The sequence below is a fragment of the Photobacterium sp. ABD4_091 genome (genome assembly GCF_056160145.1).
Map to the genome: position 1 here is coordinate 203,318 of NZ_JBSWWQ010000003.1, position 17,894 is coordinate 221,211.

Here is a 17,894-nt window from a genome sequence, read left to right on the forward strand (position 1 = left end):
ACAGATACTGCCCTTTTACGCGATATTAATACGAGCGGTAACAGCAAACGATTCTTGCGAGGGATTACTCGGTCCGGTAGGCCAACTGGGTCATCTCCGAGGCTTCCTGCCACTGCTCACTACCCTGCCACCAATACGAGGTCTGGAATGGCTGGGACATATCCAAGCTCTGGCCAATCAAAGGCGTTACCAATTCCACCCCTTGAATATCGGCCTCGGCAATCAAATCGTTAACCGGCTCATCCCATTTATGGAGGAACAATTCGAACGTCGACCAATGAACCGGGAACAGCTTGTCGCCACCGACATCCAAGTGGGCCTGCATAGTATGGGCGGCCTGCATATGGCCCCAGCCTTCGACTGGATAACCCTTGCCATCTTTTACGTTGGCGGCAACTTCGATAAAAGTCATATCAAATGGCCCCAAACGCTCACCGATTTGCTTGAAGTGCTCGCCATAAGCTGAGTCGCCACTGAAGAACACGCTGCCCGCTTCTGATTGGATCGCCCAAGACGACCACAGCGTACTGTTACTATCAAATAAACCGCGGCCTGAATTATGGTTGGCCGGTGCTGAGGTTATGCGAACCGTACCAACCGCTATACTTTCCCACCAGTCAAATTCTTCGATATTGCCCGGCTTAACACCCCACTTTTCCAAGTGACGCCCTACGCCAAGCGGAACAAAGAAGCGTACGTTCTTATCGGCATAGAAACGTGCCGTTGCTTCTTCGAGGTGATCGTAGTGGTCATGGGAAATAAGGATCACATCCGGCAGCGGCAAGTCCTCGCGGCTTACCGGCGCATCGACGTTGCGCGAGAACATTCTGGCAAACGCTGACGGAGAGGCATAATCAAATACCGGATCGACTAGCATACGCACGCCATCGGCTTCCAAAAACAGGGATGAATGGCCTAGCCAGGTCACCCGCAACGCTTCACTTGCAGTTTCCAGCATAGGGGTATCCACCGCTTGGAACTGCAGACGCTGCTGGGGCTTGTACTGATCCCGCTGCATGAAGAATTTCCACATCACCGACAGCATCCCTTCTTCACTCTGAACACTGGGCATGTTGGTAATGGCTTTACCATCTTTAAATTGAGGCGAGCTGGCAATACGTGCTTCGCGGATCTCCTGGCTGCGTACATAGCTGCCGTCTGTATTTGCACTGCCACTGTTGTAGGCCACTAGGCCAAGGGCACCCATTACGGCAACCAGAGATGCTTTCAGTGTAGTTTTCATTTGTTGCTAGCCTCGAAAGTAAACGATGGTGTATACTTTTCATCATAGCCATTAAAGCTAAAAAGTAAACACACCCGTTTACCTTTTAATTCTACATCATCACACATTTGGGTAATTTGTATGGGTAAAGTCGCTGAAATTAAACAGGAAAATATTGTTTGTGCCGCACTGGAAATTTTTTCAGCAAAAGGGCTAGAACAAGCCAGTATGGAAGCGATATCGAAAAAAGCCGAGGTTTCAAAGCGGACACTTTACAAGTACTACCCAACCAAAGAAAGCCTGTTCGAGGTGATTGTTGAACGGCTGTTATCCAACGTCAAAGTGATCAGCTCCATTCCATTCAGCCCAGAGCAAAGCGTCAAAGATCAGCTCACCCACATAGCCCAGAAGGAGGTTGAATTGCTCTGCAGCCCTTGCTTCATGGCGGTGGCCCGAGTGGTGATGGGTGAATGTATCCGCTCCAAAGCGTTGGCAACCTTGATGGTCGAAAAATTCCAGCCCCTCGATGGCTGCCATGGACTTAGCCAATGGATCCGAGACGGTATGGCTGCAGGCAGGCTTGACGTAGCCTACCCGGAAATTGCCTCGGAGCAATTTATCGGCAGCTTGAAAGCCACTATCCTGTGGCCACAGATCATGGCCCATATGCCGTCGCCCGATGCGGGCATACAACAGGCGACTATCGAGTCGGCGGTCAAGCAGTTCGTGGCCGCCTATGAAGTACGATAAGCTGTGATCGCTATCGTTGGATTATAACTGGCTGAGCTGCTCAATCCCCATATGATTCAGCACATAGGAGGCACTGGGATCGCCATAAGAAGCGCCTTCTGTTAGCCAGTACTGAACCATAGCGTCATCGGCTTCGCCAAGCTCTCCCTTGGCCTGCAGCAAGGCAACCATGTAATGGGCGTGGGGGGTGCCGTTTGGCGACCGCTTTCAAATACCAGTTGTAGGCTGTCATTGCACTCAATTCAACTCCCAAGCCAAAGTAATACATATCGCCCAGGTTATACTGCGCTGCCGCATTACCCTGCTGCGCGGCCTGAGTTAGCCATTTCACGGCTTCTTCTTCACTGACAACTAACCCGCCATAGCCCAGTGCATAGGCTTCAGCCAAGGAGAGCTGTGACTGGCTATCCCCCAAACCTGCCATGAGTTGCAACCTCTTGAGCTGTTCAGGTGTGATTTCCGCCTGAGCCATAGAAACCACCGTCATCGATCCCGCTACAAACAAAGTCATACCCCGTATCACACTCTTGATGCCACGCTGCATATTCACCTCCAACTTGTGAATTATGATCTTAATCACACAATATTGTTGTTAGATGAAAAAGGTATGCCAGTTTTGTGACTAATCAGATCAATAAGTTAACGCTAAGCGTCAGGTTGATTTTCACCATTTCAGTGCACTTTGCCCCAAAGCACTTTCTGACATCCAGGCGTCATAGTGGCTGTGTAAATTATCATTTAGCGAGGTGATCGCTGACAAAGCTATTCGCGTTGATGTAATTACTGCTTAAAAGAAGGGGTAAGAATATGACTCAGGAAGCATTACTTTCATTGATGAAACGAGGACAGTTCACGCCAACCATCATCAATACTGCCGACTCGACCTGTTACTTAATCGGCGGGGAGGATGAAAAAGGTAATTTTTACCATTTGAAAGATGAAGCTCATCACTCGGTCACCGGACACTCCTTGCACGAAGCCAAACAAAAGCTGAGCAAATTGGGGATCCACCAAGCGGTATTTGAAATGGTGACACCTTACGATGAAATGATTGGCAGCACCGACAGCGCAGGTGGAAAAGTTCGCTACGACATTACGTTCTAGCTTCCCTTCCCACCCTCTTATTCGATGTGTTTACGCTGACTGGCGGATCCTGAGCTCGGTACCGAGCTCTATCTTGCGCTCGGTTTCCTGCTCCTCGAGCAATTTCACCAGCATGGTTGCAGCTTGGGAGCCCAGCTGAAAAATCGGCGTATCAACGGTAGTCAGAGCGACTGGCAACATATCACTATTGGGGATGTTATCGAAGCCAGCAACAGCAATATCACTAGGTATCGACAAACCTTTCTCCAACAAAGCTTTCATCGCACCAATTGCCATCAGATCCGATGCGGCAAACACCGCATCAAAACTAATCTCTTCCATTTCTGACACGATCTGGTAGGCATCTTCCTGATAATAGTCCGCCTTGTAGGCCCAACTTTCATCGTATTCAATACCATTGTCGAGCAAGGCTTGGCGATAGCCCTCGAAGCGGTCCCGCGCTGCTTTGATCACATCCAATTTACCGAGGAACATGATTTTTCGATAGCCGCTATCGATAAGGTATTGGGTCATTCTGTAAGCTGACCGGTAATGCTCCACCAGCACAGCATTAACCGCTTCATCCTGCAGATCACGGGCAATGGATACAATCGGTACACGGTGGTCGAATAGCGAAAGGAACTGATCATCTGGCATACGGGTACCCCAGATCAACACGCCGTCATAAAGATTGGAGTTGAGCTCGCCCTGGATAAACGCCAGCTCATTATCTGCCTTGGCCATACGCAACGTCAGCTCATAGCCATGCTGGTTCAATGACGAGCCAATACCATTGACCAATTTGTAGATATACGGGTTGGTCAGGTACTCATAGTCAGGGCCAGAGATGACCAAGCAAATGTGTTTGGTCGATTTACTTGCCAGCATTTTAGCGGCGCGGTTTGGCACATAGTTGAGTGATTTCGCCGCTTCCATCACCTTCGCTTTGGTCGCTTCGCTCACCCTGTTTTTATTATTCAGTACATACGACACAGTTACTGCCGAAACACCTGCCACCTTGGCAATATCTTTTAATGTCGCTGCCATTTACTACTCCACCACGTCAGCCCAGAGACTCATGCCTGAACTTCAGTTGTATGCCTCGAAAATTGCTTGCTTAACGACGTCCAGCCTTCTATTCAGCGCATGAACGACAATGCTGCTGGCATTATACCGAAACATGAGCCAGCGCACACTGCGGCACCTGGCAACTTTAACAAGATCACATTTTCATAGGGAAAACGTTTTCACTTTCTACCGGTCTGCTTAGTATTATTTCAAATTTGCTTAAACGCTTAAGCAAACAAGAAAGCGATTCATTGAATGAGAGTAACAGGTATGAATTACACCTTTGAAACCCGTCAGTATGAGATTGTTGTTGTCGGCGGTGGGATCTCCGGCGTGTGTGCAGCATTAGCCGCAGCCCGTCATGGTGCAAAAGTTGCGCTGATCCAAAACCGTTCGGTACTAGGGGGCAATGCCAGCTCTGAGGTACGGATGCATATTTGCGGCGCGGACTACCACGCCAGCAAACAAAATGCCCGCGAAACGGGGATCATTGAAGAGATCTTGCTCGACAACCGCTTGATCAACCCGCAACACTCATTTTCAGTACTCGATACTGTGCTGTGGGAAAAAGTCACCTTCCAGGACAATTTGGATCTGTTCCTTAACACCCATATGACCGATGTGAACATGGACGGGGATCGAATCATGTCATTCAAGGCGGAACAGACGACGACTGAGCGCCGCTTTGAGTTTTTCGCCGACAACTTTGTCGATACCACTGGCGATGCAGTGCTGTCTCTGCGGGCTGGAGCAGAGATGCGTACCGGCCGTGAAGCCCGCCACGAATACGATGAAGAGCTCGCCCCCGAGCAGGCTGACAACGTGATGATGGGCAATACCCTGATGTTCGAATCCAAGGACATGGGCTACCCGGTGCCGTTCAAAAAGCCAAGCTGGGCGAACACATATACCGAAGATGATCTCAAAGACCGCAGCCACAAAGACATCACCGCCGGATACTGGTGGATCGAGCTGGGTGGCACTGAGCTCAACACTACCCGCGATGGCGAGGTGATCCGTGATGAACTACTCAAGGCGGTTTACGGTATTTGGGATCACATCAAGAACGGTGGTGACCACGGTGCCGAGAACTACGTACTCGATTGGGTCGGTATGCTGCCGGGCAAACGCGACAGCCGCCGGGTACTGGGTGACTATGTGCTCAATGCCAACGATCTGTTCGGCGCCCGGGTGTTCGAAGATACTGTTGCCTACGGTGGCTGGCCGATGGACATGCATGTCAAAGATGGCCTTAAGAGCAAGGAATCCCCAACCAAATGGATCGAAACCAATGACATGTACTCGATCCCTTACCGCAGCCTGTATTCCCGTAACATCAGCAACCTGTTTGTCGGCGGCCGCAACATCAGTGCTTCGCACATGGCATTCGGTTCGACCCGGGTCATGGCAACCTGCGGTGTAATTGGCCAGGCTATCGGTACGGCTGCGGCAATGACAGTAGAACAATCAATTTCTGCACGCGCATTGTCTCCACGCGAACTAAATGCCCACATCAAAGAGCTGCAATACCGCCTGCTCAAAGACGATTGCTACCTGTTCGGCGTCCAGGATACCGACCCTAACAACCTTGCCCTGCAGGCGGCGGTCAGCGCCTCATCACAGCAAGCAGGCTATGAGGCGGGCAAGGTCATCAACGGTTGGCAGCGAAATATCGGTGATCAGCGCAACCTGTGGGTCTCCCAGCCTCTGTCTTCTGAGGGCGAAACTCTGACACTGGATTTCGGCCGTACTATCGAAGCCTCAGAAATGATCCTCAACTTCGACTCCAATTTGTCGAACGAAATTATGATCACTATCTCCAAGTCTAACAAAGCAGCCCAACGAGAAGGCTTCCCGCTGGAGATCGTCAAAGATTATCGCATTGATTGCCTACTGGATGGCCAGGTAATCCACCAACACTCTGTTACCGAAAACCACCTACGCCACAACAAGATCGCACTCGGCAAGCCCGTTTGCTGTGACGCCATCCAGATCACAGTGACAGCAACCCATGGCGATCCTTGTGCCCGAATCTTCGAAGTTAAAGTATTCTAATAACGATATAGGAATGAAACGATGAGCATCTTAGACGTAATAGTCCTCATAGCCTTCCTGGCCGGTATGGTCGGGATCGGCTACTGGTCGTCCAAGCGGATGACCAACAGCGCCGAAATGTTTTCTGCCGGAGGGAAATCCCCTTGGTGGATGTCAGGCATCTCGGCTTATATGACCATGTTCTCTGCCGGTACCTTCGTGGTATGGGGCGGTGTGGCCTACCGCCTTGGTGTAGTCGCCATTACTGTATGTATGAGCATGGGTGTTGCCGCCCTGATTGCCGGATATTTCTTTGCCGGTAAATGGAAAGAATCCGGGGCCACTTCGGCGGCTGAATTTGTCGGTCAGAAATATGGCCAAGGCGTACTGCAAATGTACACCTGGCTAGGCATTGTCACCCGGATCATCGGGGTTTCTGTTGCCCTGTACTCGGTGGCCGTGATTGTCAGCTCGCTGATCCCTGTCTCGCCGGACAACTTCTTTGCCGATGACAATGGTTTCTTCAGCGTCAACTGGCTGATCATCATCGTTGGTACGGTGATCATCCTCTACACCTTCCTTGGCGGCCTGTGGGCAGTATTGCTGACCGATTTCACCCAGTTTGTGGTGTTGATGCTGTCGGTCTGCCTGATCTTGCCTATGATTTACAGCCTGGGCGGCGGCAGCGAGAACATCATTGCCAACCTGCCAGAAGGCCACCTGTCGTTCTTCAACAGCAGCTACACCCAGATATTCATCTTCGGCTGGATCTTGGTACATGTGTTCAAGGTCGGTGGTGAGTGGGCATTCGTCCAGCGTCACCTGTGTGTCGAGTCACCAAGGGATGCCCGCAAGGCCTCTTACCTGTTTGGCGCGCTTTACATCATCACGCCGGTACTATGGATGCTGCCGCCAATCATCTATAGCACTATCAATCCAGATGCCAACCCAGAGCAGGCTTACATTTTGTCAGCACAGGCAGTGCTACCAGTAGGCATGCTAGGTCTAGTGGTATCTTCAATGCTGGCCGCGACAGCGAGTATGGCCTCGTCAGAGCTCAACGTGTTCTCCGGTGCGCTCACCACCGAGTTCTACGGCAAGCGCATCAACCCGCAAGCTAACGACGAGCAAATGATGAAGGTCGGTCGTATCGTAACTATCATGCTGGGTATGCTGGTTATCGGCATCAGTATTTCCATTCCATACTTGGGCGGCGCCGAGAAGCTGATTGTCAGCATCACCAGCCTGTTTGTCGGGCCTATGGTGATGCCAACCCTGTGGGCATTGTTTGTTGGCAAGGTCACCAAACTGCACGCCTACCTGACGGTGGTGGTCACAGCAGGTGCCGGATTTATCCTACAGTTTGTACTTGCCAAAATTGACTGGTTTGCTGCCAACATGGGCGTTATGAACCAGGCTGTCGGCCTACTGGTTCCAGTGGCCATGCTATTGATTGCGGACAATATCATGAAAAAGAAGCAACTGACTGTCGCCTCAACCGCTAGCTGAAACAAACAATAATTCTGTACGACACCTAACAAAAAGCCATCCCGAGGGATGGCTTTTTTCTACCGAGAGATAATGAATTATTCAGTTTCAGGGTTGGCTTCAGTTTCTTCTGAATCTTCTGTATCCACCGCTTCGTCTTCCGCTGTATCCATATCGTCATCTGCATCTGCATTGGCGGAATTGTCGACGTTAAGCACTAAACCACCTGCAAAGTCATCCGTCGCTACTACTGAGTACACACCTCCGTCTTCAACCATAGCGGTCGCTTCGACGGCTGGGGTGAAGGTATCATCGCCTTGTAGGATCACCGCTAGGGTATAAGTACCAGCAGGCACATTGAGCACTGCACTGTCTTTGAAATCAACCCCTTCCAATACTACGGTCGATTCACTGAACATACCATCAGCAGAAGCATGGATATCAACCAAACCTATACCACCAGCGGCAGGGCTTGCATGAACGACACGCACTTTGGCATAGGTTGCAACTGAGCGAAGATCCTCCTCAATAACAAGAGGCTCAATATCAAATTCAGTTGCAGAGACAAATGTCCCAACGGCGTAAATCGTTGTTGCAGTACCCGCGGTAAACTCAGTTTCTGGGGCGTCAAATACAACAATTGATGGGTCGATTGTTGCGACCACGCTTAAGTCATAGCTGTCCGCAGGTAAATCACCGGAGCGAAATTCACGGAACATGATATCGTCAAAACCTGCGACAGTATCACCCCCCGCCTGCACATCAACATTAACAGCATCTTTTACTGCGTGAGCGACGCGGACCGTTGCTTGCTCACCAGTGTTACGCAAGACAGCCACACCTTCACCGTCTGCCACGAGTAAATTCACAGGCGATACCGCGCCACCAGCTACATTGGGTACCGCAGTGATCATCAAGTCACTACCACCTGCTAAATCCAATTCACCGCTGTCAAAAGCAACGTCTTTCGAGCCAGCTACAGTGATACGAATACGGTAAGTGCCAGAACCTATAGTTACAGGCAGAATGTCACTGTCGATGGCGAAGCCCAGTCCGGGCACTGCCGGGTCAGCATCAGTAATTTCTTCATCGGTGGTAAAGTAAATATCTACTGGCGGCACATCCGGATGGGCATGCAACACATCCAAACGAACATCTCCTGCTTCAGGAGCAGTGTCTTCACGGCTCAAAACAACAGGCGCAATATCTGCTGTCTGACCAACAGCAAACACGTCGTATTGCATGTCCGGTGCAAAATCGAGATTTTCGTTGATAACTTCAAGGGTATCTTCCCCTGTTAGCAATGCTTCCACAGCGACCTCATAGGTACCGCTATCAATAGTTAGTAGGCCACTGGCAACCTGGTAGTCAACCATTTCCAATCCATCAACGGTATTGCCATTCAGGTTGATGGCGACAAGGGGAGCATCGCTACTGGCATGAGTGACGCGTAATTTGGAAGTTGTTTTTGTATTGTCGTCATCGTCATCAGTAAGTGGACAACCAGCAAGTGCTAGTGCAGAAATAATGGCTAGGGATAGTGACTTGGCTTTCATCAGAACATTCCTCGATGTTTGTCTGTGGCGTTAGATACGCTTGCCTTACTTTCATCCGATCAAAAAAAAATCACTTCACAAAAAAAATCTCATTTTTGAGATTTCTCCTTCCCAGCAGAAATAAAACACTCATCCAAACCGGCATTAACCACGTAACTACTCAAAAAGGGAGGATACATAGTGTCGCTAATCAGTAACGAGTTTAAACGCTTACCTTATTTGGCATGCCGAGACCACTTCATGCCGATGGGAAACGGTAACATCAATGGAGCAGGATATATGTTTACCCATATCGTTACTGACGGCCTGCGAGCCGGCGGCTTATGGTTAGTAATGCAGGATGATCTCGGCCAAGTTGCAAGTAAGAGTGGCGATATAGTGATGTTTGCCGCCATTGATGATGTCGACTGGCTCAGCGGAAGCCAAATTCAGCTCAAGCTGACTATCCAGCATTGGGGAAAGGTCACATCCACCGGCACACTCCATCAACAACTAGAGGGCCAAGTTTATCCACTGTGGCAAGACAACTACCTTCCAGCAAACGATCTACTTGTTCTGCGCCTAATGCAGTGTACGAATGAGTATCCAAACGAATGGTTCGGGTCTAAGGCTCCCTCAACAGCGAACCACTTCAATACTAATTGGATATGCTGGCGTTGGCTGGAAATCTTGCCTATTTCGCTGGACAAAAAACAACGCCTGCTCAAATACCCTACCTCCAAACTATGTCTCAGATATCTGAAAAAAATCATCCGTCAAAGTGATCGCATCAAATAGTTTTGGCGTTTATTGCAAACGGACATAAGCTTGCAGATAGGGTCAACATGAAAACACATGCAGTAATGCACTCCGGGATCAGCAAGGAGCCTATGATCAACGAAGAAGCACCGGTTATTGATGTAGCTCTGCTACTGAACAACATTGCCCTCTCCCGCTGTCGTCGCAGTTACGAACAACTCTTCACTTTTGTCGCGCCCAAACTGCTTAACTTTTCTCGTAAGCAACTTCGTGACGAATCGATGGCAATGGAAATTGTTCAGGAGACCATGCTCAAAATATGGCTCAAAGCGCATCTATATGACGAAACTAAAGGCGCCGCTTTGACATGGATATATTCTGTGGCTAGGAATGTGAAATTCGATTTGCTCAGGAAGTCCAAGCACCAACAGGACTGGGTCCAAGGTGATGACTTATGGCCAATCCTGCATGAAGAGCAAGATGCCGACAAATTACCTGTAGAGTTCCACTCTATCGTCAGTAAGGAACTCGAAGCAGCAATTAATAATCTGCCTCCAGCACAAGCTGAGATCGTTCGTATGGTTTGTATGCAAGGGGCGTCCCATCAAGATGTCGCCGATGCTCTCGACGTCCCGCTTGGCACAGTCAAAAGCCGATTACGCCTTGCCCTGCAAAAAATGAAGGAGGCCCTAGATGGCTAATATTCACTTCCATCCTAACATTGACCTCCTTAGCCGCTACGCCAATGGTGAGCTTGAGTCAGCAACGAGCATTTTGCTCAGTGCCCACCTTGAATTCTGCCCCCACTGCCGGCAGAAACTTGCGGCTATCGAAGCCAAACAGGCACGCAACCTAGCGAGCAGCGAGCCTGCAACAATGACCCCTTCACTCAATGCTATGATGCTTGAAATCATGGCACATGAAAATTCGGAGACCATTGTCGAAGAGCCTGCTGATACTGAGCTAACGCTAGAAAATAAAACTTATCCACTGCCGTCTGCATTACAGCGCCACAGTGACAAAATCGGCCCTTGGTCTCGCCTTCCGGGCAACATCAAACGGGCTCAGGTTGAGGTCAGCGGCGACAGCAAGATGAATTTTATCTACATGGACTCAGACAGTTCACTGCCTGAGCACACCCACCAAGGCCAAGAAATCACCTTGGTGCTGGCAGGAGAGTTCTACGATGAAAATGGCACCTACAGGCCGGGCGATTTCATTCTCCAGGACAAAGAACACAAACACCTGCCAAGAACCCGGGAAGGGCAGGACTGCCTATGCTTGACGCTGCTCAATGCACCGTTGCACTTTACCTCCGGGCTTGCCACTTTGCTCAACCCGTTCAGCCAGTTGTTTTTCAGACGCTAAGCCAACCTGACAAAGCCCAATAAAAAAACCCATTGTGCATGATGCACAATGGGGTTTTTCTTCTTAATGTCTTGTTTTAGTTTCTTGTTGGTTAAGCTTTAGCTGGCTGCTTAACGTTGTAGAACAGGGCAAACAACACAGGGACCACGATCAGTGTCAGTACCGTCGCAAAACCCAAGCCCGCCATAATCGTGATAGCCAGCGAATTGAAGAAGGCATCGAACACCAGCGGGATCATCCCAAGAATCGTAGTCAGTGCCGCCATACTCACCGGGCGAACACGGCTGATAGCACTGTCAACAATCGCATCATAAGGTTGCTTGCCAGACTCCAGCTCAATGTTGATTTGATCCAGTAAAACGATGCCATTTTTCAAAATCATCCCGCTCAGGCTCAGCAGGCCAAGCAAGGCCGTGAAGCTAAATGGAATATTTGTCGCCAGCAGACCGAATGCCACACCGATAATCGACAGCGGAACCGTAGCCCAAATCACCAGCGGCTTCTTCACCGAGTTGAACAGGAAGATAGTGATGACGAACATGAACAGGTAGCCCATCGGCATCGAGCCCATCATGGCTTCCTGCGCATCCTTCGATGATTCATACTCGCCACCCCATTCGATACTGTAGCCAACCGGTAGTGGCAGTGCCTCTACCTGTGGGCGGATACGGTTAAACAGGGTTGCGGCCGTTTCATCACCCAGCACATCATGGTCTGCCAGTACCGTCAGGGTTCGCTTACGGTCGCGACGCTGGATCAGCGGCTCAGACCAGCCAAGATCAACGCCATCGATCACCTGCTCAATAGGCACATAGGCTTGTTGAACCGGGCTCCAAAGCTGGAGGTTTTGCAACGTGTTGTAATCAACGCGCTCGGACTCCGGCAAGCGGGTGATGATCGGCATCATATGGGTGCCGTCACGCAGCAAGCCAATCGTATTGCCGCCATAAGCCATCTGCAGGGTATTGGACAGATCTTCTTTCGAGATCCCCAAACGGCGCGCCTTGGTTTCATTGAACTGCGGCACCAGCTCCTTGGTACGCTCACGCCAGTCGTGACGAACGTTACGAGCCCCAGGGTCTTGCAATAAGACATCCTCAACCTGCATCGCAATATCACGCAGCGTTTGCGGATCCGGGCCGATAATACGAGCCTCGATCTTCGACGCCGGTGACGGGCCAAATTCCATCAGCTTGAACTGGAACGTCGGCTGGTCAAACTTGGCAGGCAGTCCGGTATCTAGCTTATGTAGCAAGTCAAACATGTTGTCGCGGCTAGTAGTACGTACCTGCAGCTGGGCGTAAGACTCGTAGCTTTTCTCAGGCTGGTAGGTCAGCATGAAACGCTGCATACCCTGTCCCACAGAGGTGGTAACGAAATCAACATCGTCCTGGCTGCGGATATACTGCTCAACTCGCTCAGTCTGAGCCATGGTTTCGCGGATATCCGTGCCTTCCGGCATCCACATGTCCACATAGAACATCGGTGTATTCGATGGCGGGAAGAACGACTGCTTCACCTGACCAAAGGCGATAACCGCACTCACTAGCAAAGCAAGCATACTCACCATGGTCAGCCAGCGGAAGCGCAGGGCAAACTTCAGCAGTGCACCAAAGACAGTAAACAGCACCCCTTTGTACGGGTCTTCATCGTCCTGCTGGTTTTTATCTTCCTCTTTAAGCAGTAGGTCGGCCAAGAAAGGCGTCAGCGTTAGCGCGGTGACCCAGCTCAAAAATAGCGAGTAACACAGTACCCAGAACAGTGAGCCCATGAACTCACCGGTGGCATCCGACGACAAACCGATAGGGGCAAACGCCGTGATGGCAATCACCGTCGCTCCGAGCAGCGGCCATTGGGTCTGCTTGGCAATATCCGCCGCGGCCTGCACTTTGGTGCGGCCTTTCTTCAAGCCCACCAAGATCCCTTCGACCACCACGATGGCGTTATCCACCAGCATACCCAGCGCGATGATCAGGGCTCCAAGGGAGATACGGTGCAGCTCAACATCATTGAGCTTCATCAGGATAAAGGTACCGAATACCGTCAACAGCAGAACCAAGCCGATAATTACACCGCTGCGCAGCCCCATGGCAAACAGCAGTACCACGATAACAATCGCGACCGCCTGCCCCAAGCTCACCACAAAGTCCTGCACCGACTTGTCGACTTCCTGTGCCTGGTTGTAGAAGTAGTTCAGCTCGACGCCGGCTGGCTTGATGTTTTCCAGCTCGGCCAAACGGGCATCAAGCTGCTTGCCCACTTCCACGACGTTGACACCAGAGGCAAAAGAAAGCCCTAGGTTAATCGCTGGCTTGCCGTTGTAGGTCACGATATTGCCCGGCTTTTCCTGCACGCCACGGGAGATGGTTGCCACATCTTTCAGGCGGATAAGATTACCGGTATCGCGGCCATGGATAACCAAGTTTTCCAATGAATCAACACTATTCATCTCGCCATTAGGGCGGATGATCAGGTTCTGGCCATTGATCATCATCTCGCCCGAGGCGGTCACGCTGTTCTGCTGGTTCAACAGGCCAACAACAGTACTCATGTCCAGGTTCAGTGCCGCCATGCGCTCGACGGAGATCTCGACAAAAATCTGCTCTTGCTGATCACCCGCCAGGCTCACTTTGCCCACACCGTCGACCAACTCCAGTTCACGAATCAGGTAATCGGCGTACTGCTTAAGCTCTACGTAGGAATACCCCTCGCCGGTCAGCATGATCATTACGCCGTACACATCACCGAAATCATCGATGATCTGCAGCGAGCCGACACCGGATGGCAATGTCGGACGCAGGTCATTGACCTTGCGGCGCATTTCATCCCAAATCTGCGGCAGCTCATCCGGGCCGTAAATCATCTCCATGCTGACCATGATCTGGGTCATCCCAGCCGACGAGGTCGAGGTCACTTTGTCGATATACGGCAACTGACGCACCGCTTTCTCCAGCGGGTAAGTCAGCTCTTCTTCTACTTCAGTGGTGGTTGCGCCCGGATAGGTCGCAACGATCATGGCATCTTTGATGGTAAAGGCCGGGTCTTCCAGCCTGCCCAAATCAAGGAACGAGGTAACGCCCCCCACGGCAAGAATAATGATAAACAGCCAGCTAATGACTTTATTTTTTATTGAATACTCAGCAATATTCACTGTATTGCTCCCATGGTGGCTACTGCCATAGTCAATCCCCAATCTTCTTCACCAAGCCCGAAAGCTATTGTTACAACGGGCTTAGCCTGAATTGATAACTCTAAATACTGCATGCCTTGTTCAATCAGCTTCCAAGCCATTAGCTGACCCAGTTCGGTAAAAAAAGCGAGTCCGGCTAATGTGATCACCAGCCAAATCCCCCAACGAATAAGGGACTGGCGTATGGTGGGCATGTTCAATTTCACTGGGCTTGCGCCTCTGCTACTGGCTCAGAAAGCAGGCTGACTTCCATCCCCTCGCGCAATTTGCGCAGGCTGGATGTCACCAAATGATCGCCCTCACTAACACCACTGCTCACGATGGCACCGTGGTTATTCAGCTGGCCAATCCCAACTTCCACTTTTTGAACCTGGTTGCCGTCGATCTTCCAGACAAAAAACTGGCCGGCTTCACGGCCTGCCTCAATGGCAGTCATTGGCAGCTGGTAGCCTTGCAAGGTGCTCAGCCCTGCCGCGGCCATATCCACTCGCAGGGACACACTGGTACCTGGCAAGATGGCTGGGTCTCGCTGTGGCATCTCAAACCACACGCGGTAGGTTTGGCTCTGCGGCTCAAGCTCACTGGTATGCTCGAGGTAGTTCACCGGGTAAGTTTCGGATTCCGTGCCAAAGCGAGCCACTGGCTGGTAGCCATGATTCGTTTGCAGAGGGTTCAACATCGCCAGCACGTTGTCGGACACCGCGATATTGATATACAACAGATCATCCTGGTAGAGGCTGACCACCGCTTCGCCCGGCGATACGGCTTCGTAAGACTTTTTCGGGACATCCGCGACCACCCCATTAAACGGGGCAACCAAACGGGTGTAACTCAAGCGGCGCTCCGCCGAGTTGAAGTTCACTTTTGCCAGCTTGTGGTTGGCCGATAGCTCGTCGAGCTCAGCCTTGGAAATCATTTTGCGCTCAAACAGCTCGCGGCCACGCTTCAACTGTTTGCTAGCCAATTGGAACTGCACCTGCGCGTCATTACGCTGCTGCTCGAACTTATCGGCATCGAGCTCAGCAAGAAGCTGCCCTTTCTTAACCTGCTGGCCAGATTTGACCAGCACGCGCTGCAACTCACCTTCAACGCGAAACGCCAACGGGGTATTTTCTGCGGCTTCCACCTGGCCCTTGAAAGTGCGGTACTGGCTGGTCACCGGTTGTTCAACCGTCAGCGACGACACTGCTAGCGGAGCGGTAATTTGTTGCTGCGGCGGCTCTTGGCAGCCAGCCAAAACCATCATGGAAAGGACGGCAAATGACATCTTCTTCAACATCTTAGATACCACCCTCTCGTTCCCAGGCACGTACTTGCTGACCCGGCAGCAAATCGGCAGCACCGGCAATCACCACCATGATCCCCGGGGCCAAACCTGATACCACCTCGCCTTTCTCATTGAGCTCAACTTGCAAGGCATCAACAACACCGGTTGCAGGGTCAAACTGCCATAATGTCCCTTGGTCATCTTGTTTCTCAACCCACGCTCCTTTAGGCAAGCGCAAGGCCGTCGCTAGTTCAGGCTTGGCAAAATGTACCTGCCCAACCATACCGGAGAGCAAGTTCATCGCATCCGGGCGGGAAAGCGTCACCTTGGCGGTATAGCTGTTGGTATCGGCATCAGGCTTGGTCGATAGCTCTTTGAACTCGGCCTGGATCTGCTGGGCTGGGTGGTTATCCATCTCAACCCACACCGCTGTCTGGCGGATCGCCGACAGGCTGGTTTGTTTTACAAAAGGCACCGGCAGGTTGAAGCTCACGTCCATCTCATCAACATTCTGGATGTTCATCACTGGCTGGTTGGCACCCACGAACTGGTTCTGGTTAACAAATTTCAGAGAAACGACACCGTTGAAAGGGGCTCTGATCAAAGTATGTTCAACGTCTGTCTTCGCCTGCTCCAAGTTGGCAGCTGCCGTCTTGTAGGCCGTCTCGCGCTGGTCAAACTGATCGGTACTGATCAGCTTCTTGCCATATAGCTGTTTGGCACGCTGGAACTGGCTCTGTGCCAATTCAAACTCGGCCAGCTTGGCATCGAAAGCCAGGCGGTAATCCTGATCATCCAGCACTGCTAATACCTGCCCTCGCTCAACGCGCTGGCCTACCCTGACTGACAATTTTTCAATTTCGCCAGGTACCTGGAAAGACAGCTGGGCACGCTGTGTCGCTTCTAGCTTTCCGGGAAAGGCATTGCTCGCCTGATTCGCTGGCATTGGAATTTCCAGCAATTTCACAGGCTTGACGACCTCTTTGGTTATTTCTGAGTTGGCTTGGTTACATCCGGCTAGGATGCTTCCCAGCAACACTATTGTTGCCACCCTGACAAACGGGGTGAACGAAATGGATGTTCCTTTCACAGGCGTTTCTCTCTAATTGTTTATATTACACACCTGTGCAGTATAAGTTGATTTATGCTGAGATCAAGTATATTTTACAGGTGGACAATAAAACTATTTTGTGAACACACAGATGACGCCCCCGCGTTTTTTTGGTAAAAATGGCGTGGGCTATGAAACAGATAGAACGATGACCGAGAGAAAACAGGGCCGTCGCAGCGCACAGGCCGCCGAAGAAACCAAGCTGCTGATCATCAAAACCGCCGCGGAAATGTTCTGCGAATTGGGGTACGAAAGGGTATCGCTGAGAAATATCAGTGAGCGCGCTGGCGTATCACACAGTTTGATCCGCCACCATTTCGGTAGCAAAGAGAAGATCTGGCACAGTATCAGCGACAACCTGCACGTGTACTTCTTGAGTTACATGTACAAGTTACTAGAAGAAATCCCTTCCGAGCTACCAAGCAATGTTATTCTTTATCGCTTTGTCACTATGCTGCTAGCCCAACAGCTGGCACACCCGATGCCTATCCAGCTGATTGCCGATGGGGTCAGGCAGGGAGATGTGCTGATGGATTACTTCTTCGACAGTAACGGTGAGCTTGAAAAGCTAGTGAACGAAGTGGTCGAGCGCTGCAACAAGGACTTCCCAACCACGCCCGTCAAGGTATGGGAAATGAAATGGCAAATGATGATGTATGCCCATGGCGCTGCCAGCATGAAGCCATTTGTGCTCGAAACCTGGGAGGGCGCCAGCGAAGAGCAGTGTTTGCTCAACCACTGGCAGTTGTTCAACCAAACCATGGCTAGCCAGCTCAATATCACCCCTGAACAAATGCTCCAGCCAACACAGCTGGCTGACATTCTCATCGAGCTGCCTTGCGAATGGGGTTGCGGTACTGAAACCAAGGATGAAGAAGAGTCCGAGTAGTCAGTTCAACGGATAATTACAGACAAAAAAAGGTCAATACCGAAGTATTGACCTCAGACTGATGACAAAGGTCTGGCTTTTAAGCTAGGCCTTTGATCTAATAGAGATATCGAAATATGGATATCTCGAC

General features: G+C 50.9%; 16 protein-coding genes. 8 read left to right on the plus strand and 8 right to left on the minus strand.

Annotated elements, in window-relative coordinates; translation table 11 throughout:
* Positions 1-64: 64 nt before the first annotated feature.
* Positions 65-1,243 carry an MBL fold metallo-hydrolase gene (locus tag ACXAGQ_RS22420; protein ID WP_475256906.1) on the minus strand — a complete coding sequence of 393 codons (1,179 nt, stop codon included), beginning with the start codon at positions 1,241-1,243 and terminating at the stop codon, positions 65-67.
* 120 nt (positions 1,244-1,363) lie between these two features.
* Here ACXAGQ_RS22420 and ACXAGQ_RS22425 point away from each other — a divergent pair, with 120 nt between their 5' ends.
* Positions 1,364-1,972 (plus strand): TetR/AcrR family transcriptional regulator, encoded by a 609-nt coding sequence (locus tag ACXAGQ_RS22425; protein ID WP_475256908.1) that lies wholly within the window; start codon positions 1,364-1,366, stop codon positions 1,970-1,972.
* 124 nt (positions 1,973-2,096) lie between these two features.
* Here the strand turns inward: ACXAGQ_RS22425 and ACXAGQ_RS22430 are convergent, their stop codons facing one another.
* Positions 2,097-2,516: an SEL1-like repeat protein gene (locus ACXAGQ_RS22430; protein WP_475256909.1), complete on the minus strand. Its 420-nt coding sequence runs from the start codon at positions 2,514-2,516 to the stop codon at positions 2,097-2,099.
* Positions 2,517-2,779: 263 nt separating this feature from the next.
* On the opposite strand from ACXAGQ_RS22430, the gene ACXAGQ_RS22435 reads away from it, so the two are divergent.
* Positions 2,780-3,076: a DUF6482 family protein gene (locus ACXAGQ_RS22435; RefSeq protein ID WP_475256911.1), complete on the plus strand. Its 297-nt coding sequence runs from the start codon at positions 2,780-2,782 to the stop codon at positions 3,074-3,076.
* 30 nt (positions 3,077-3,106) lie between these two features.
* Here the strand turns inward: ACXAGQ_RS22435 and ACXAGQ_RS22440 are convergent, their stop codons facing one another.
* A complete protein-coding gene (locus ACXAGQ_RS22440) occupies positions 3,107-4,102 on the minus strand; it encodes a LacI family DNA-binding transcriptional regulator (protein ID WP_475256913.1) in 996 nt (331 codons plus the stop codon).
* 291 nt (positions 4,103-4,393) lie between these two features.
* On the opposite strand from ACXAGQ_RS22440, the gene ACXAGQ_RS22445 reads away from it, so the two are divergent.
* Together ACXAGQ_RS22445 and ACXAGQ_RS22450 are read left to right on the plus strand one after the other, a co-directional pair.
* Positions 4,394-6,178, plus strand: a complete 1,785-nt coding sequence (locus tag ACXAGQ_RS22445; protein ID WP_475256915.1) for an FAD-dependent oxidoreductase — start codon at positions 4,394-4,396, stop codon at positions 6,176-6,178.
* A gap of 21 nt (positions 6,179-6,199) precedes the next feature.
* Complete coding sequence (locus ACXAGQ_RS22450; protein WP_475256917.1) at positions 6,200-7,666, plus strand: sodium:solute symporter family transporter; 1,467 nt, start codon at positions 6,200-6,202, stop codon at positions 7,664-7,666.
* 77 nt (positions 7,667-7,743) lie between these two features.
* On the opposite strand, the gene ACXAGQ_RS22455 is transcribed toward ACXAGQ_RS22450, so the two are convergent.
* Positions 7,744-9,201 (minus strand): DUF4397 domain-containing protein, encoded by a 1,458-nt coding sequence (locus tag ACXAGQ_RS22455; RefSeq protein WP_475256918.1) that lies wholly within the window; start codon positions 9,199-9,201, stop codon positions 7,744-7,746.
* A gap of 180 nt (positions 9,202-9,381) precedes the next feature.
* Between ACXAGQ_RS22455 and ACXAGQ_RS22460 the strand changes: the two genes are divergently transcribed.
* The 3 genes from ACXAGQ_RS22460 to ACXAGQ_RS22470 are packed head-to-tail and all read left to right on the plus strand — an operon-like array spanning position 9,382 to position 11,307.
* Positions 9,382-9,978: a hypothetical protein gene (locus ACXAGQ_RS22460; RefSeq protein ID WP_475256920.1), complete on the plus strand. Its 597-nt coding sequence runs from the start codon at positions 9,382-9,384 to the stop codon at positions 9,976-9,978.
* 47 nt (positions 9,979-10,025) lie between these two features.
* Positions 10,026-10,640 (plus strand): sigma-70 family RNA polymerase sigma factor, encoded by a 615-nt coding sequence (locus ACXAGQ_RS22465; RefSeq protein ID WP_475256922.1) that lies wholly within the window; start codon positions 10,026-10,028, stop codon positions 10,638-10,640.
* Positions 10,633-11,307, plus strand: coding sequence for a ChrR family anti-sigma-E factor (locus ACXAGQ_RS22470; RefSeq protein ID WP_475256923.1), 675 nt, complete (start codon positions 10,633-10,635; stop codon positions 11,305-11,307). Before ACXAGQ_RS22465 ends, ACXAGQ_RS22470 begins: the two co-directional genes overlap by 8 nt.
* 91 nt (positions 11,308-11,398) lie before the next feature.
* On the opposite strand, the gene ACXAGQ_RS22475 is transcribed toward ACXAGQ_RS22470, so the two are convergent.
* From ACXAGQ_RS22475 to ACXAGQ_RS22490, 4 genes are read right to left on the minus strand one after another with little or no spacing between them, the layout of a single operon-like run.
* Entirely contained in the window at positions 11,399-14,458 is a 3,060-nt protein-coding gene (locus tag ACXAGQ_RS22475) for an efflux RND transporter permease subunit (RefSeq protein ID WP_475256925.1), read from the minus strand.
* Positions 14,455-14,703, minus strand: a complete 249-nt coding sequence (locus ACXAGQ_RS22480; RefSeq protein WP_475256926.1) for a hypothetical protein — start codon at positions 14,701-14,703, stop codon at positions 14,455-14,457. The genes ACXAGQ_RS22475 and ACXAGQ_RS22480 overlap by 4 nt, the downstream gene beginning before the upstream one ends.
* Complete coding sequence (locus ACXAGQ_RS22485) at positions 14,700-15,776, minus strand: efflux RND transporter periplasmic adaptor subunit (RefSeq protein ID WP_475256927.1); 1,077 nt, start codon at positions 15,774-15,776, stop codon at positions 14,700-14,702. Before ACXAGQ_RS22485 ends, ACXAGQ_RS22480 begins: the two co-directional genes overlap by 4 nt.
* A gap of 1 nt (position 15,777) precedes the next feature.
* Positions 15,778-16,854 carry an efflux RND transporter periplasmic adaptor subunit gene (locus ACXAGQ_RS22490; RefSeq protein WP_475256928.1) on the minus strand — a complete coding sequence of 359 codons (1,077 nt, stop codon included), beginning with the start codon at positions 16,852-16,854 and terminating at the stop codon, positions 15,778-15,780.
* A gap of 169 nt (positions 16,855-17,023) precedes the next feature.
* Here ACXAGQ_RS22490 and ACXAGQ_RS22495 point away from each other — a divergent pair, with 169 nt between their 5' ends.
* Positions 17,024-17,764: a TetR/AcrR family transcriptional regulator gene (locus ACXAGQ_RS22495; RefSeq protein WP_475256930.1), complete on the plus strand. Its 741-nt coding sequence runs from the start codon at positions 17,024-17,026 to the stop codon at positions 17,762-17,764.
* Positions 17,765-17,894 lie beyond the last annotated feature (130 nt).

Excerpts from the sequence above, each read along its gene's own strand:
- ACXAGQ_RS22420 (WP_475256906.1), bottom strand. The coding sequence starts at position 1,243 with ATGAAAACTACACTGAAAGCATCTCTGGTTGCCGTAATGGGTGCCCTT.
- ACXAGQ_RS22425 (WP_475256908.1), top strand. The coding sequence starts at position 1,364 with ATGGGTAAAGTCGCTGAAATTAAACAGGAAAATATTGTTTGTGCCGCA.
- ACXAGQ_RS22430 (WP_475256909.1), bottom strand. The coding sequence starts at position 2,516 with ATGCAGCGTGGCATCAAGAGTGTGATACGGGGTATGACTTTGTTTGTA.
- ACXAGQ_RS22435 (WP_475256911.1), top strand. The coding sequence starts at position 2,780 with ATGACTCAGGAAGCATTACTTTCATTGATGAAACGAGGACAGTTCACG.
- ACXAGQ_RS22440 (WP_475256913.1), bottom strand. The coding sequence starts at position 4,102 with ATGGCAGCGACATTAAAAGATATTGCCAAGGTGGCAGGTGTTTCGGCA.
- ACXAGQ_RS22445 (WP_475256915.1), top strand. The coding sequence starts at position 4,394 with ATGAATTACACCTTTGAAACCCGTCAGTATGAGATTGTTGTTGTCGGC.
- ACXAGQ_RS22450 (WP_475256917.1), top strand. The coding sequence starts at position 6,200 with ATGAGCATCTTAGACGTAATAGTCCTCATAGCCTTCCTGGCCGGTATG.
- ACXAGQ_RS22455 (WP_475256918.1), bottom strand. The coding sequence starts at position 9,201 with ATGAAAGCCAAGTCACTATCCCTAGCCATTATTTCTGCACTAGCACTT.
- ACXAGQ_RS22465 (WP_475256922.1), top strand. The coding sequence starts at position 10,026 with ATGAAAACACATGCAGTAATGCACTCCGGGATCAGCAAGGAGCCTATG.
- ACXAGQ_RS22470 (WP_475256923.1), top strand. The coding sequence starts at position 10,633 with ATGGCTAATATTCACTTCCATCCTAACATTGACCTCCTTAGCCGCTAC.
- ACXAGQ_RS22485 (WP_475256927.1), bottom strand. The coding sequence starts at position 15,776 with ATGTTGAAGAAGATGTCATTTGCCGTCCTTTCCATGATGGTTTTGGCT.
- ACXAGQ_RS22495 (WP_475256930.1), top strand. The coding sequence starts at position 17,024 with ATGACCGAGAGAAAACAGGGCCGTCGCAGCGCACAGGCCGCCGAAGAA.